Below are 14,250 nucleotides of genomic sequence, written 5' to 3' on the forward strand. Positions count from 1 at the left end.
AATGAAAGGAGCGATTGAAGTGAAGAAAATTTGTACTTCCTTCAGTGAAGCGGTTCAGGAAATTCACGATGGTGCTGTCCTTATGGTTGGCGGTTTCGGTCTGTGCGGAATTCCCGAAAACCTAATTCTGGCTTTAGTTGAAAAAGGGGTTAAGGATCTGACCGTCATTTCGAATAACTGCGGTGTTGACGATTGGGGACTTGGACTGCTTTTAAAAAATAAACAGATTAAGAAAATGGTTGGCTCGTATGTTGGGGAAAACAAAGAGTTTGAAAGACAGGTTCTCTCAAGAGAAATTGAAGTAGAGCTGCTGCCTCAAGGAACACTGGCAGAAAAGATCCGTGCAGGCGGTGCAGGCATTCCTGCTTTTTACACACCTGCTGGTGTAGGAACCCCCATCGCAGAGGGGAAAGAGACGAAGGTGTTTGACGGCAAGGAATATCTTCTTGAAGAAGCGCTGAAAGCAGACTTTAGTCTTGTCAGGGCATGGAAGGGGGACAAGATGGGCAATCTTGTTTATCACAAAACGGCCCGAAACTTCAATCCAATGATTGCAGCAGCCGGCAAAGTGACAATCGCAGAAGTGGAGACGCTTTATGAGGTTGGTGAACTGGATCCAAATTATATTCATACCCCGAGCATCTATGTTCAATCACTGATTGAAGGGAAACAGGAAAAACGCATTGAAAGACTGACGGTAAAGAAATAAATACCAGTGACGAAAGGAGAGGGTGTCATGAGTAACGATAAAGCGGCAGTACGCGAGAAAATTGCAAGACGGGCTGAAAAGGAAATTGAAAATGGCTTTTACGTGAATTTGGGAATCGGTATGCCAACGCTGGTTGCAAATTATATTTCTGATAATAAAGAAGTGGTCCTGCAATCTGAAAATGGATTATTGGGCATCGGCCCGTATCCTGCAGAAAGTGAAGTTGATCCGGATCTAATTAATGCTGGAAAAGAAACAGTTACAGCCATTCCGGGATCATCTTATTTTGACAGTGCTGAATCTTTTGCCATGATCAGGGGCGGTCATGTGAATATTGCGATTCTCGGCGGGATGGAAGTCTCTGAAAAAGGAGATCTTGCCAACTGGATGATTCCCGGAAAAATGATTAAGGGCATGGGCGGTGCGATGGATCTGGTTCATGGCGCCAATAAAATCATTGTCATTATGGATCACACTAATAAAAACGGCGATTCAAAAATTCTTAAAGAATGCAGCCTGCCTTTAACAGGCAAAAATGTCGTTGACCGAATTATAACTGAGCGGGCAGTCATCGATGTCACCGAATCTGGTCTGAAGCTAGTTGAAGTAGCTAAGGGCTATACAATTGAGGATATAATCAATTCAACAGAACCGGAATTGCAAGTGGATGAAAACGTTTTAACAGAAGCTTACTAATAACCTGAAAAGTACAGCTGCATGCTGTGCTTTTCATTATTTTTAGCCTGAAGAAAAGAGGAGAGATTATGAGTTTTTTCTTTAAAGGGATTGACCATGTCCAGCTGGCAGCTCCGATTGGCTGTGAGGAGGAAGCCAGGAAATTTTACGGGGAACAGCTTGGTTTTAAGGAAATTCCCAAGCCTGAAAATCTTCAAAAGCGCGGAGGCTGCTGGTTTATATGCGGTAATCAGGAAATCCATATTGGAGTACAGGAAGGCTTCCAGCCTGCTAAAAAAGCCCACCCGGGATTTATTGTGGAAAACCTGAAGGCCTTGAGAAGCAATCTTGAAGAGCAGAAAATAACAATTAAGGAGGAAGCTCCAATAGAAGGCCGGGAGAGGTTCTTTGTAGATGATCCATTCGGAAATAGAATTGAATTTCTGGAATTCTTCCATAAGAGTGAATAAGCCTGTTCCTTCATAAATAATAAAATATGCTATAATAAATGGCAAAATCAATTGATGAGGGGATTATATGAAAAAGAAAAAACACCATTCCCAGCCTAAAAAAGATGATAAACCTGTCACGCTTGGCGACATGCTGAACCAGGATCTGATGGAGCAGCTAAAAGGGAAAAAGCAGGAGTTAAAGGCTGCTGAAGACAAACAGAGGGAAGAAGAAGAGCGCAGAAAAAGAGAGGAAAGAAGACTGCGCGAAAAAAATAAAAGTTTTGAAGAACTGCTTGGAGAAAGTGATCTTAACTGGAAAGAATTTAAATAGCATTAAAAGAAGGGGCCGACTTTTCTGTCAGCCCCTTTCTTATTAGAGTTCTATATCATCTATGCTGCTCATATTTATTTAGCTTTGCAATAGATTTAATCATGGCCAATTCATCTTCGTTCAGAGGCTGGGCTTTTGCTGCCTCTGCATTTGCTCTTACCTGCTCAGCCCGGCTGGCACCTGCTGTAATTGAAGCGACAGCTGGATCTGAGAGATTAAACTGAAATGCAATCTCGTTCATGGTGCGCTTGTCTGTGATTTTTTCCCGGATGGTGGTGAGTGTTTTTTCCAGCTCAGCATAGCAGTAATCCAAATAGCCTTTCTCTTTTACGGATTCTGATGCTTTATCCAGCATTTTGTCGCTGAGCAGTCCCTTGGCCAGCGGCCCTCTTGTAACAGCACTGATGCCTTTTTGATGAAGAAGAGGCAGAGCGGCTTCTTCAGGGCGCCGATCCAAAATGCTGTACTGCATCATGACAGAAACAATGGATGATTTTGATGCAAATTCCCGGATCACATTTGGGCGTATGGAGGAAATGCCGTATTGGCGGATGTATCCTTCTTCCTTTAGTTCCTCAAATGCTTCAATGGTTTCATCAATCGGATCTTCATTCGTACCGCCGTGAAGCTGATATAAATCGATATAGTCCGTATCCAGCCTTTTTAAGCTGTCTTTTACAGCTTCTTTGATATAGCGTTTTGAGGGATCCCAGCTCCAGCCATCTTTATTTTTATTCCAGCGGTTGCCGGCTTTGGTAGCAATGATCACCTGTTCACGGACACTCTTTAAGGATTGTCCGACAAGCTTTTCGTTTTCGCCAAAGTCATATAAATCAGCGGTATCAAAATAATTGATTCCTTCTTCCAGGGCAGCTTCTATAATCTCCTGTGCCTGGGAAGGATTGGTCCCAATTGACATGCAGCCCAGCCCAAGCTGGCTTACGTACAAGTCTGAGTTTCCGAGTCTTCTCTTTTTCAAGTACCCACCTCATTTGAATGTTTCCTATAATTGTACATAAACAATTGAGGCATACTCAAATAAAGAGGCTTATCATTTTATATTGTTCTGAGATTCAATCCAGTCTTTTACAAGGACGTACTGCCTGCTGTATTGTTTTAGCTTCTCGCGCACTTCCCAGGCCTTGCCGGCAAGAATAATTCCACTATTATGGACATATACCTTCATGCCATACTCCCCCTCATCAAGTATGATAAAATGTATGAGCAATCATTACCGGAATAGAACAGGAGTGACTGAAAACAATGAGCCGCCTAGAAGAAAAAACAATTAAAACGGAAAAAATCTTCACTGGTAAAGTCATTAGTCTGCAGGTGGAGGATGTTGAACTGCCGAATGGCAATACATCGAAGCGGGAAATTATCAAACATCCCGGAGCAGTAGCTGTATTGGCAGTAACGGATGATAATAAAATAGTGATGGTTGAACAATATCGAAAAGCGCTGGATAAGATTATTGCTGAAATTCCTGCCGGAAAGCTTGAAGCAGGGGAAGAGCCCAGCGTTTGTGCAGCAAGGGAACTGGAAGAAGAAACGGGGTACGGCAGCACGGAAATGGAATGGCTTATCTCATTCTACACTTCCCCCGGATTTGCCGATGAGCTTGTTCACCTTTATATAGCAAATGGACTAAAGAAAAAAGAAAATGCACTTTCGCCTGATGAAGATGAATTTGTGAACCTTTTGGAGGTAACCCTTGAGGAAGCCTTATCCATGCTTGAGGAGCAAAGAGTTTATGATGCGAAAACCGCTTATGCCATCCAATATCTGCAGCTTCAAGAGGCGCTGAAGAAGTAGCATGAAACGCTTTTTTGCAGATCTTCATATCCATATTGGACGTACGTTTACGGGAAAGCCGGTTAAAATAACAGGCGCTAAATCCCTTACCTTTACTAATATCATCAGGCATGCCCGCAATGAAAAGGGGCTTGATATTATTGGCATTATTGATTGTCATTCACCTGAAGTCATTTTGGAAATCGAGGACCTGGCGCAAAAAGGCTTTATAACCGAGCATAAGGACGGGGGGCTTCAATATGGAGATTTAACGGTAATTCCCGGATCGGAACTTGAAATATATGATGACTCCTGTAAAGGACCCATTCATGTCCTGTGTTACTTTCCAACCCTTTCCGCTATGAAGGATTTCTCCGCCTGGCTAAAAGGGTATTTGAAGAACATAACCCTGAGCTCTCAAAGGATATATGCTTCAGGCAGAATGCTTCAGGAAAAAGTGAAGGAATTGAATGGGCTTTTTATACCTGCTCATGTATTTACCCCGTTTAAAAGTCTATTCGGGAAAGGGGTAGAGCGGTCGCTTACAGAGGTTTTTGATCCTGGCTTAATTGATGCAATTGAGCTGGGACTAAGTGCAGATACGAAAATGGCTGATCAAATTGCTGAACTTCATAAATATACATTTCTGACAAATTCAGATGCTCATTCACTAAAAAAAATCGCCAGAGAATATCAGATTCTGGAAATGGAAGCACCTACATTCGGGGAACTGCAGAAGGCTTTGGCCGGAAAAGAAAAATGCAGGGTCAAAGCTAATTACGGTCTGGATCCTTTGCTTGGAAAATATCATCAGACAGTTTGTTCAGTGTGTTTTAGCCCCTTCGATGAAGGGTCTGGTAATTGTCAGAATTGCAATCACCACAAATTTATCAAAGGCGTGGCTGACCGGATCTCTGAATTGAAATCTTCCGGAGAAATACCCGTTACACGGCCGCCATATATTCATCAGGTCCCTCTTGAGTTCATACCGGGGCTAGGCCCGAAAATGCTTGAGAAGTTACTGGATCATTTTGGAACTGAAATGGCTATTCTCCATGATGTTCCATTCTCAGAAATCAGCAAAGTCATTCCTGAGAAAACAGCGAAGCTAATTGGAAAAGCGCGTGAAGGAAAGTTAAACCTCCAGGCAGGCGGCGGAGGCAAGTACGGCAGAATTGTGGATTCATAAAAAATAGAGCCCATGCAGGCTCTATTTTTTTTAGATGCTGACTTTAGCATAAACACAAGTATCTCTAAGCTCTTTTTTGTCTGCGCTCAGGCTGTCATTCCTTAGGATTCCTTCAAGCGTGTATCCAAGCTTTTCGGGAATTCTTCGGCTGTTAGTGTTTCTCAAATCACATCTGATTTCCACTCTGTTCGCTTGAAAATGTTCAAAGGCAAACTTTGTCAAACCTGCAGCTGCTTCAGAAATATAGCCGCTTTTCCGAAACCTTACATCTCCCCAATAGCCAATTTCAAATTTACGGACATCCCAGTTTATGCGGTGCAGGCCAGTAGAGCCGACAAATACATCGTCTTCTTTCCTATAAATATGAATACGGAAATCTTCCCTTTGAATAAACTGGGCATAAGATTTGCGGATACCAGATTCCACTTCGTCCACTGATTGTTCATTTTGTGCAAAAGGAAGCCACTTCTTCAGCTCGGAAGCTGAAGCTGATATAGCCTCATGAACAGTTTTGCCGTCTCCAGGCAAGGCAGTTCTCATATAGAGTCTATCTGTTTCAATTCTTTCTGGAAACTTTTTTAAGATCGGGTCCATTTTCTGAGCGCCTCCAATGACAATTTCAATAATTTTGAAAATTATAGCAAGAAACATAGGAATTATTCAAGAACTTTTTTATCAAAGCTTTTTTACAAAGATAATTGTTTTTATTTATGAATTCTGCCAGTTGATTTCCGCTGCGGGCACTTGCTTTCCGCGGAGAGGAATGTGAGCCTTCTCGGCTTCGCCTGCGGGGTCTCACACTTCCCTCTCCTCCTCCCGCAGGACATTGAATAAACTCCCTCGAATGAACATCGCACGAAGGAAATGCGTCAGCATTTTCGAGGATCAAGTGCCCTCCGCTCCAATCAACTCAGCAAATAATACTAATTTATAAAAAAGCAACAAACTATACGAAAACAGCCTTTATCAATTAATAAGAAGCCCAATTCTTTGTCATACAATTCCGGGACAGGCATACAATTTAATATCTAATCTGTTTTGCCTTAGGAGGAAGAGCAATGAAGAAAAAAATGTACCAGAACGCCGCAGCAGCCCACTTTCGCGAACATTCCTCAATCTACTTATTTGTTATTGTATTGTTTCTGATGGGTGTCATTTTCGGGGCTATCGTTGTAAATAGCTTGAGTTTTACACAAAAGGAAGATTTATTTTATTATCTGTCCCAATTTTTTGGACAAGTATCAGATGGGCATTTTGCAGCAGCAGATGAATTATTCAAACAAAGCTTTTTCCATAATACAAAATTTATAGGTTTGATGTGGATCTTGGGAATCTCCATAATTGGACTGCCGGTCATTCTGATTCTGCTCTTTATGAAAGGCATGGTGGTTGGCTTTACAGTCGGCTTTCTCGTTAACCGCATGGGATGGGAAGGGTTCTTGCTTTCCTTCGTATCGGTCCTTCCCCAGAACCTGATCATCATCCCTATTTTTATAATGGCTGCAGCTCTGGCTGTGTCATTCTCTTTAAAAATGATAAGAAAACAATTTATGAAAAAAGCCGGCCAGCCGATGATGCCTCTTTTCGGAAGATATATGATTGCTTTTGCTGTGGCCATTCTGTTCTTAATAGCTGCAGCCGGAGTAGAGGCCTTTATCTCGCCTGTATTAATGAAGTCTGTTGTTAATTCAATCCAATCCTAGTAAAATTATGTTTAAAGGCAGAGCGGCATGCTCTGCCTTTTTGCTGTAGGAGAAATGGATAAAAATAATAAATGAGGGTACATATAAAGAAGTTACAATATGTTTTAAAAATATTAAAATAATTATTATATTAAACTTACTATCAACTGTTATTTATAATAATTTTATTTTGAATGTGATCTCATTTCTGTTATAATGAGAATGTTAGTGGCGAGGGAGGGACTTTCGGTATGGAAAGCAGAATTGAAAGAATAAAAAAACAGTTGCATTCATCCAGCTATAAACTAACACCACAGCGAGAGGCAACAGTTCGCGTCCTGTTAGAACACGAAGAGGATCATTTAAGTGCGGAAGATGTCTACCTCCTTGTAAAAGAGAAATCGCCTGAGATAGGCTTGGCAACTGTATATAGAACACTTGAATTGCTGACTGAATTAAAAATTGTCGATAAAATCAACTTCGGTGATGGAGTTTCCCGATATGACCTGCGTCAGGAGGGGGCAGCCCATTTTCACCACCATTTAGTCTGTATTGAGTGTGGAGCTGTTGATGAAATACAGGAAGATTTGCTTGAAGACGTCGAGGAAGTGGTTGAACGCCGCTGGAACTTTAAAATAAAGGATCACCGCCTTACGTTCCATGGCATATGCTACCGCTGCCAGGATAAACAAACAGAAACTGAAGCAGATGAAAATTAAATGCTTATTGGCAAAGCTTATTCTACATTAGGATAGGCTTTTTATTTTGATCTGCTTTTAAAAAGGCAAGTGCCCTGATGAAACATCATTTATACAAATTCAGGTATAATTCTTGTCCAAAATGGCATACCTTTTTAATAATAGAAAGCTGAAAATCTTTCTTTTTATTAAAAGTTATGGAGGACAAACAATGAAATCCTGGCTGAGTATGGCTTTTCAGACCATTAAAGTATTTGTGATTTTCACTGGATGCACAATCCTTTTTTATTATGGTATTATGTGGTTAAACGAAGAATACCAGGATTATCACCGCTATGACGAACCAAGGGGAGCGGCTGTTAAGGTGTCTGCAAGCGGAACTGATGAGGATAGCAGCTTGCTGGACCGGTTAATTCTTTTCTACTTAAACGGGGAGTAATGCAATCATATGGATGACCAGCTAAAAGACTTTATTCATTATTTACTTGTAGAAAAAGGCCTAGCAAAAAATACAATTATTTCTTATGAAAGAGATTTGAAAAGTTATCTGAAGTATCTCAAGTCGGAAGAGAAGATTACGAGCCTTGAAAAAGTGCAGCGCATGCAGATTGTCCAATTTCTCGGCTTTTTAAAAAAACAGGGTAAATCCTCAAAAACTCTGGCCAGGCATATAGCCTCCTTAAGGGCCTTTCACCAATTTCTGCTCCGCGAAAAAGCAGTTGGCCATGATCCTTCTGTCCATATAGAAACACCGCAAATGGAGCGTTCGCTTCCAAAAGTATTGAACATGCAGGAAGTAGAAACTTTATTGGATCTCCCGGAAAGTAAAGATCACTTTGGCCTCCGAGATAAAGCAATGCTTGAACTTCTATATGCTACAGGCATTCGAGTAAGTGAACTGATAGGCCTGAACACAGGTGATGCTCATTTAACGATGGGCTTTGTAAGATGTATTGGCAAAGGGAACAAGGAAAGGATTGTGCCTATTGGCAAAACGGCTTCTGAAGCTCTTGAAAGGTATTTATCTGAAGGAAGAGGCAAGTTTGTTTCTAAGAAACATAGGGATGAAGCATTATTTTTAAATCATCACGGCAAACGTCTTTCAAGACAGGGGTTCTGGAAAATACTGAAGCGGCTGGCTCAGGAAGCAGGGATTGAGAAGGAGCTGACCCCGCATACACTGAGGCATTCATTTGCCACACATCTGCTGGAAAATGGGGCGGATTTGCGGGCTGTCCAGGAAATGCTTGGACATGCTGATATATCCACGACGCAAATTTATACGCATGTAACCAAAACGCGGCTTAAAGATGTGTACAGTCAATATCATCCGCGTGCTTAAAATAAAATTTATTCAAATGTCATAAAGCTGCCATGAAAAATAGGCAGCTTTTTCTTGTCATTTTACCTGTTTATTAGGTAAAATATAGATGTCAGACTTCTGACGAATGAAGGGGCTATCCTTAGTAGGCTATTAAAATGCAGGAATAGTGTTTTACTTTCCAGCTGCAGCAAGAGAATCAGTGTTAAATAAACCTAAAAAGGGTACTATACGAATATGATTTTTGTAACCGTATTCAAATAATTGGGAGGTTTTCAAATGTCCGCATATACATATAAGCGCGTTTTTTTAATTGTCATGGATTCAGTGGGAATTGGTGAAGCGCCTGATGCCGATAAGTTCGGTGATAAAGGTGCCGATACGATCGGCCACATCGCAGAAAAAATGAATGGCCTGAAGATGCCGAACATGGGCAAATTGGGGCTTAGTAATATCCGGGAAATCAAAGGGATTGAGAAAGCGGATAAACCCATGGCGTTTTACACGAAGATGCAGGAAGCATCAAACGGAAAAGACACGATGACAGGTCACTGGGAAATTATGGGGCTAAACATTCAAACCCCATTTAGAGTCTTTCCTGATGGATTTCCGGCTGCATTGATTTCGGAGCTTGAATCACGCACCGGCAGGAAGATTATTGGAAATAAGCCTGCAAGCGGAACAGAAATTCTGGTTGAACTAGGAGAAGAACATATGAAAACCGGAGCTCTGATTGTTTATACATCAGCGGATTCAGTTCTTCAGATTGCGGCACATGAAGAAATAATTCCAATAGAAGAACAATATAAAATTTGTAAAATCGCACGTGAGCTGACACTTGATGAAAAATATATGGTTGGCCGTGTGATTGCCAGACCATTCACTGGCGAGCCGGGAAATTTCCAAAGAACATCAAACAGGCACGATTATGCGCTAAAGCCATTTAACCGCACAGTAATGAATGAATTGGCAGATGGCGGACTTGATGTAGTGGCAATTGGAAAAATCTCCGATATTTATGACGGAGAGGGAGTAACTGAGGCTATTCGCACAACATCAAATATGGATGGAATGGATAAGCTGATCGATACGTTCGATAAAGAGTTTACAGGCCTGAGCTTTGTTAATCTGGTGGACTTTGATGCATTATTTGGCCATAGACGGGATCCGGAAGGATATGGAAAAGCTCTTGAAGAATTTGATGAACGCCTGCCTGAAGTTTTTGAAAAAATGCAGGATGGCGACTTATTAATTATTACGGCAGACCACGGCAATGATCCTGTTCATCATGGGACAGATCATACGAGAGAATACGTTCCGCTTCTCGTTTATTCAAAAGATATGGAAGATGGAAAAGAGCTTACGGTCAGTGAAACCTTTGCGGATGTAGGAGCGACTATAGCGGATAACTTTAACGTAAGAATGCCAGCATTTGGAAAAAGCTTTTTGAACCAACTGAAATAATAACACTAAAAAGTAGATGAAGGAGATTGATGATGGATTACAGCAAAATTCAAAACGCAGCTGAATTTCTTAAAAATAAATATACAGGCCAGCCAAAAATCGGGCTGATATTAGGTTCAGGACTTGGTGTATTGGCAGACGAAATCGAAGAATCGGTTAAGATTCCATACAATGAAATCCCTGATTTTCCTGTATCAACAGTAGAGGGCCATGCGGGACAGCTTGTATTTGGACGCTTGAACGGCATTGAAGTGGTTGCTATGCAAGGCCGGTTCCATTATTACGAAGGATACTCATTTGATAAGGTAACATTCCCTGTAAGAGTCATGAAAGAGATGGGTGTTGAGAAGCTCATTGTTACCAATGCGGCAGGCGGAGTGAATGAAACCTATTCTCCAGGAGATTTAATGCTTATTTCAGACCATATCAACAATATGGGCAGCAATCCTTTAATAGGTCCTAATGATTCCCGTATGGGTCCCCGTTTCCCGGATATGTCAGAAGCCTATTCAAAAGATTTGAGAAAACTTGCAAGAGAACTGGCCGAAAAACTGAACCTGAAGATTCAGGAAGGAGTGTATGTCGGCAATACAGGCCCGACATATGAAACACCTGCAGAAGTTCGCATGCTGAGAACAATGGGCGGGGATGCAGTCGGCATGTCAACAGTTCCAGAAGTCATCGTTGCACAGCATTCAGGTATGAAGGTGCTTGGGATCTCCTGTATCTCAAACATGGCAGCAGGCATCCTAGACCAGCCCCTAAACCATGAAGAAGTAATCGAAACAACAGAAAAAGTCAAAGCTGACTTCCTTCGTTATGTGAAAGCAATTGTTAAGGAATTTGGTGTACAAGCATATTAATTATTTTTGCGGCTATGCTGTTAACTAAATTAAATAACTGAGTGGATAGGAGAGGGTATTTAATACCCGAAAATGCTGACGCATTTCCTTCGTGCGGTGTTCCTTCGACGAAGCTTATTCAATGTCCTGAGGGAGGGGGGAAGCTGAGAAATGCTCCTCCTCTCCGGGGAAGCAAGTGCCAGCATCTGAAATCAACGGGCTGACTTTTTTAGCAAATAATAATCGGTTAAAAGAAGGCCTAAAGAATAATGAAAGTGGTGTTTTATGATGAGAATGGTGGATCTTATTGAAAAGAAAAGAGATGGAATAGAGTTAACGGCAGACGAAATTCAATTCGTCATTAAAGGATACACAGATGGTTCGATCCCGGATTATCAGGTAAGTGCTTTAACAATGGCCATCTTTTTCCAAGGTATGACAGAGAACGAGAGAGCCAACTTAACTATGGCAATGGTAGAATCCGGTGATCAAATTGACTTATCCAAAATTGAAGGAATTAAAGTAGATAAACATTCAACTGGCGGTGTAGGTGATACAACAACACTTGTACTGGGACCACTTGTAGCAGCAGTAGGTGTTCCGGTTGCGAAAATGTCAGGGCGCGGGCTTGGACATACAGGCGGAACAATCGACAAGCTTGAGGCTGTAGATGGATTCCATGTGGAAATTGAAAATGAAGAGTTTATTAAGCTTGTTAATCAAAATAAAATTGCAGTCATTGGCCAAAGCGGCAACTTAACGCCTGCAGACAAAAAGTTATATGCACTGCGCGATGTAACAGCTACAGTGGACAGTATTCCTCTTATCGCAAGCTCGATTATGAGCAAAAAAATCGCTGCAGGTGCGGATGCCATTGTCCTGGATGTTAAAACTGGCGCCGGCGCATTTATGAAGACACTTGACGATTCGCGTGAATTGGCTAAAGCCATGGTCCGCATTGGAAATAATGTCGGCAGAAACACAATGGCTGTAATCTCAGATATGAGCCAGCCGCTTGGTTATGCCATCGGCAATGCCCTTGAAGTAAAGGAAGCAATCGATACATTAAAAGGCGAAGGACCTGAAGATCTGACTGAGCTTTGCCTGACTCTGGGCAGCCATATGGTTTTCCTGGCTAAAAAAGCGGATACATTAAAGGAAGCGCGCGAAAAGTTAGAGAATGCGATGAAGGACGGTTCAGCATTAGAAACATTTAAAGTATTCTTGAGCTCACAAGGCGGAGATGCATCAGTTGTCGATAATCCGGAAAGATTACCTCAGGCAAAATATACATTTGAATTAGAAGCTAAGCAGGATGGCTATGTTTCGGAGATTGTTGCCGATGAGATTGGAACAGCAGCTATGCTATTGGGAGCAGGAAGAGCAACGAAGGAATCAGAAATTGATCTGGCAGTAGGCCTGATTTTAAGAAAGAAAATTGGCGACCGGGTACAGAAGGGCGAATCCCTCGTTACAATCTGCAGCAATTTTGAAAATGTAGAACAAGTAAGAAATATGCTTTATGACAACATTACGCTTTCCGCTGAAAAAGTGAAGGCACCAGTATTAATTCATGAAGAAATAACTGAATAATATTGAATTAAAAAGCCGCCGGATTTAGATCCGGCGGCTTTTTGCCGTGAAGCTGACTGTTTAAATTCTTTTTAGTCTTCCTGTGTTGTATAAATTTTCTTTAACTGGAAAAAATGGAGGCTATAAAGAATGGAGGTATTGTGTGATGAAACGACTCGTCTCATTAATGTTAATAGCATTATTTATGGCAACAATCTTTGCTCCTTCAGGGTTTGCGAGAGAGAACAGTGCAGATTTGGCGGATAATGTAAAATCCGCGATTCTTATCGAGCGTGATACCGGTACGGTATTATATGAAAAAAACAGCGATGAGCAGCTTCCGCCTGCCAGTATGACAAAAGTCATGACCATGCTCTTAATTATGGAAGCAATAGATGAAGGGAAGCTGTCATGGGATGAGAAAATCCGGACAAGCGAATATGCAGCATCAATGGGCGGTTCGCAAATCTTCCTGGAGCCAGGTGAAGAAATGACCACAAAGCAAATGCTGCAGGGGATTGCCATTGGTTCCGGTAATGATGCATCCGTTGCTATGGCTGAGAGAATTGCCGGATCAGAGGAAGCTTTTGTTGAAATGATGAATAAAAAGGCAAAGGAATTAGGGCTGAAAAATACTAATTTCCTAAACCCTACAGGGCTGTCAGCTAAGAACCATTACAGTACTGCACATGACATGGCCATAATGGCGAAAGAGCTTCTTAAATATGAAAAGATAACTGATTTTACGGGCACATATGAAGCCTATCTTCGCGAGGATACAGAAAAAAAATTCTGGCTTGTCAATACAAACCGACTTGTGCGTTTTTATCCAGGTGTAGATGGCCTCAAAACGGGCTTTACTTCTGAAGCAAAATACTGTCTGACGGCAACAGCCGAGAAAGACGGAATGCGGGTTATAGCCGTTGTATTTGGCGCACCAACTTCAAAAGAACGCAATGCTCAAGTGACTAAAATGCTCGACTTTGCATTCAGCCAATATAAAACCCACCCAATGTATGAAAGAAATCACGTTCTTGGAAAAGTTAAAGTAAGCAAAGGCGAAAAGAAAATGGTTGAAGCTCTGACTAGTGAACCGATTTCCCTTTTAACTAAAAAAGGAGAAAGCATCAAGGAAATTGAACAGAAAATTACTTTAAATAAAAATATTAAAGCTCCTGTCCACAAGGGTGATCAGATCGGAACATTAACATTGAAAAAGGATGGAAAAGTCTTGGTTGAAAGCTCTTTGGTTGCTAAAGAAAATAGCAGTGAAGCATCATGGTGGACATTGTTTAAACGGTCCATGGGGTTATTTTCAAAAACTGAATAAATATATATCCTTGTCGAAAAACATCCCAATGATATGTATTTTTAGCGAAAATACACTAGTTTTGTCTCAAGGAAGGAAATGAAGCGCCAGGCATCGAAATTGACTCACTATAAGGGCGGATGCCGGAATTCTTTAAGATTCCGGTTATCCTATCCGGAGGAGAAGCATGAGCATTACTATCGGCTTTTTCA

17 protein-coding genes are annotated in these 14,250 nt (G+C 41.5%); 14 read left to right on the forward strand and 3 right to left on the reverse strand.

Going from position 1 to position 14,250, the window contains the following annotated elements; genetic code table 11:
• The first annotated feature begins 19 nt into the window (after window positions 1-19).
• From NSQ49_RS19570 to NSQ49_RS19585, 4 genes are all read left to right on the forward strand, one after another.
• Entirely contained in the window at window positions 20-709 is a 690-nt protein-coding gene (locus NSQ49_RS19570) for a CoA transferase subunit A (protein ID WP_251284427.1), read from the forward strand.
• A 27-nt stretch (window positions 710-736) separates the two neighbouring features.
• Window positions 737-1,405 (forward strand): CoA transferase subunit B, encoded by a 669-nt coding sequence (locus NSQ49_RS19575; protein WP_159868485.1) that lies wholly within the window; start codon window positions 737-739, stop codon window positions 1,403-1,405.
• 68 nt (window positions 1,406-1,473) lie between these two features.
• A complete protein-coding gene (locus NSQ49_RS19580) occupies window positions 1,474-1,854 on the forward strand; it encodes a VOC family protein (protein WP_159868488.1) in 381 nt (126 codons plus the stop codon).
• A 67-nt stretch (window positions 1,855-1,921) separates the two neighbouring features.
• Window positions 1,922-2,167, forward strand: coding sequence for a YqkE family protein (locus NSQ49_RS19585; RefSeq protein ID WP_159868491.1), 246 nt, complete (start codon window positions 1,922-1,924; stop codon window positions 2,165-2,167).
• A 55-nt stretch (window positions 2,168-2,222) separates the two neighbouring features.
• Here the strand turns inward: NSQ49_RS19585 and NSQ49_RS19590 are convergent, their stop codons facing one another.
• Together NSQ49_RS19590 and mciZ are read right to left on the reverse strand one after the other, a co-directional pair.
• Window positions 2,223-3,146 carry an aldo/keto reductase gene (locus NSQ49_RS19590; RefSeq protein WP_159868494.1) on the reverse strand — a complete coding sequence of 308 codons (924 nt, stop codon included), beginning with the start codon at window positions 3,144-3,146 and terminating at the stop codon, window positions 2,223-2,225.
• A 72-nt stretch (window positions 3,147-3,218) separates the two neighbouring features.
• Window positions 3,219-3,353 (reverse strand): Z-ring formation inhibitor MciZ, encoded by a 135-nt coding sequence (mciZ, locus tag NSQ49_RS19595; protein ID WP_159868497.1) that lies wholly within the window; start codon window positions 3,351-3,353, stop codon window positions 3,219-3,221.
• A 77-nt stretch (window positions 3,354-3,430) separates the two neighbouring features.
• Here mciZ and NSQ49_RS19600 point away from each other — a divergent pair, with 77 nt between their 5' ends.
• Both NSQ49_RS19600 and NSQ49_RS19605 read left to right on the forward strand, forming a co-directional pair.
• Window positions 3,431-3,982, forward strand: coding sequence for an NUDIX hydrolase (locus NSQ49_RS19600; RefSeq protein WP_159868500.1), 552 nt, complete (start codon window positions 3,431-3,433; stop codon window positions 3,980-3,982).
• Window position 3,983: 1 nt separating this feature from the next.
• Window positions 3,984-5,150, forward strand: coding sequence for an endonuclease Q family protein (locus NSQ49_RS19605; RefSeq protein ID WP_251284419.1), 1,167 nt, complete (start codon window positions 3,984-3,986; stop codon window positions 5,148-5,150).
• A gap of 30 nt (window positions 5,151-5,180) precedes the next feature.
• On the opposite strand, the gene NSQ49_RS19610 is transcribed toward NSQ49_RS19605, so the two are convergent.
• Entirely contained in the window at window positions 5,181-5,744 is a 564-nt protein-coding gene (locus NSQ49_RS19610) for a GNAT family N-acetyltransferase (protein ID WP_251284418.1), read from the reverse strand.
• 464 nt (window positions 5,745-6,208) lie between these two features.
• Here NSQ49_RS19610 and spoIIM point away from each other — a divergent pair, with 464 nt between their 5' ends.
• From spoIIM to NSQ49_RS19650, 8 genes are all read left to right on the forward strand, one after another.
• Entirely contained in the window at window positions 6,209-6,853 is a 645-nt protein-coding gene (gene spoIIM / locus NSQ49_RS19615; protein WP_159868509.1) for a stage II sporulation protein M, read from the forward strand.
• A gap of 230 nt (window positions 6,854-7,083) precedes the next feature.
• A complete protein-coding gene (fur, locus tag NSQ49_RS19620) occupies window positions 7,084-7,551 on the forward strand; it encodes a ferric iron uptake transcriptional regulator (protein ID WP_048008103.1) in 468 nt (155 codons plus the stop codon).
• Between the two features lie 190 nt (window positions 7,552-7,741).
• Window positions 7,742-7,969 (forward strand): YqzK family protein, encoded by a 228-nt coding sequence (locus tag NSQ49_RS19625; protein ID WP_159868512.1) that lies wholly within the window; start codon window positions 7,742-7,744, stop codon window positions 7,967-7,969.
• Window positions 7,970-7,978: 9 nt separating this feature from the next.
• The gene (gene xerD, locus NSQ49_RS19630; protein ID WP_159868515.1) at window positions 7,979-8,872 is read left to right on the forward strand and encodes a site-specific tyrosine recombinase XerD; all 894 of its coding nucleotides are present in this window, start codon (window positions 7,979-7,981) and stop codon (window positions 8,870-8,872) included.
• Window positions 8,873-9,130: 258 nt separating this feature from the next.
• Window positions 9,131-10,315, forward strand: coding sequence for a phosphopentomutase (gene deoB / locus NSQ49_RS19635; protein ID WP_159868518.1), 1,185 nt, complete (start codon window positions 9,131-9,133; stop codon window positions 10,313-10,315).
• Between the two features lie 32 nt (window positions 10,316-10,347).
• Window positions 10,348-11,178, forward strand: a complete 831-nt coding sequence (locus tag NSQ49_RS19640) for a purine-nucleoside phosphorylase (RefSeq protein ID WP_159868521.1) — start codon at window positions 10,348-10,350, stop codon at window positions 11,176-11,178.
• 267 nt (window positions 11,179-11,445) lie between these two features.
• On the forward strand, window positions 11,446-12,750 hold the full coding sequence (locus NSQ49_RS19645; protein ID WP_159868653.1) for a pyrimidine-nucleoside phosphorylase: 1,305 nt from the start codon (window positions 11,446-11,448) through the stop codon (window positions 12,748-12,750).
• 145 nt (window positions 12,751-12,895) lie between these two features.
• Window positions 12,896-14,059, forward strand: coding sequence for a D-alanyl-D-alanine carboxypeptidase family protein (locus NSQ49_RS19650; protein WP_159868524.1), 1,164 nt, complete (start codon window positions 12,896-12,898; stop codon window positions 14,057-14,059).
• Window positions 14,060-14,250 lie beyond the last annotated feature (191 nt).

This window comes from Cytobacillus sp. FSL R5-0377 (genome assembly GCF_038004385.1).
Taxonomy (GTDB): Bacteria; Bacillota; Bacilli; order Bacillales; family Cytobacillaceae; genus Cytobacillus.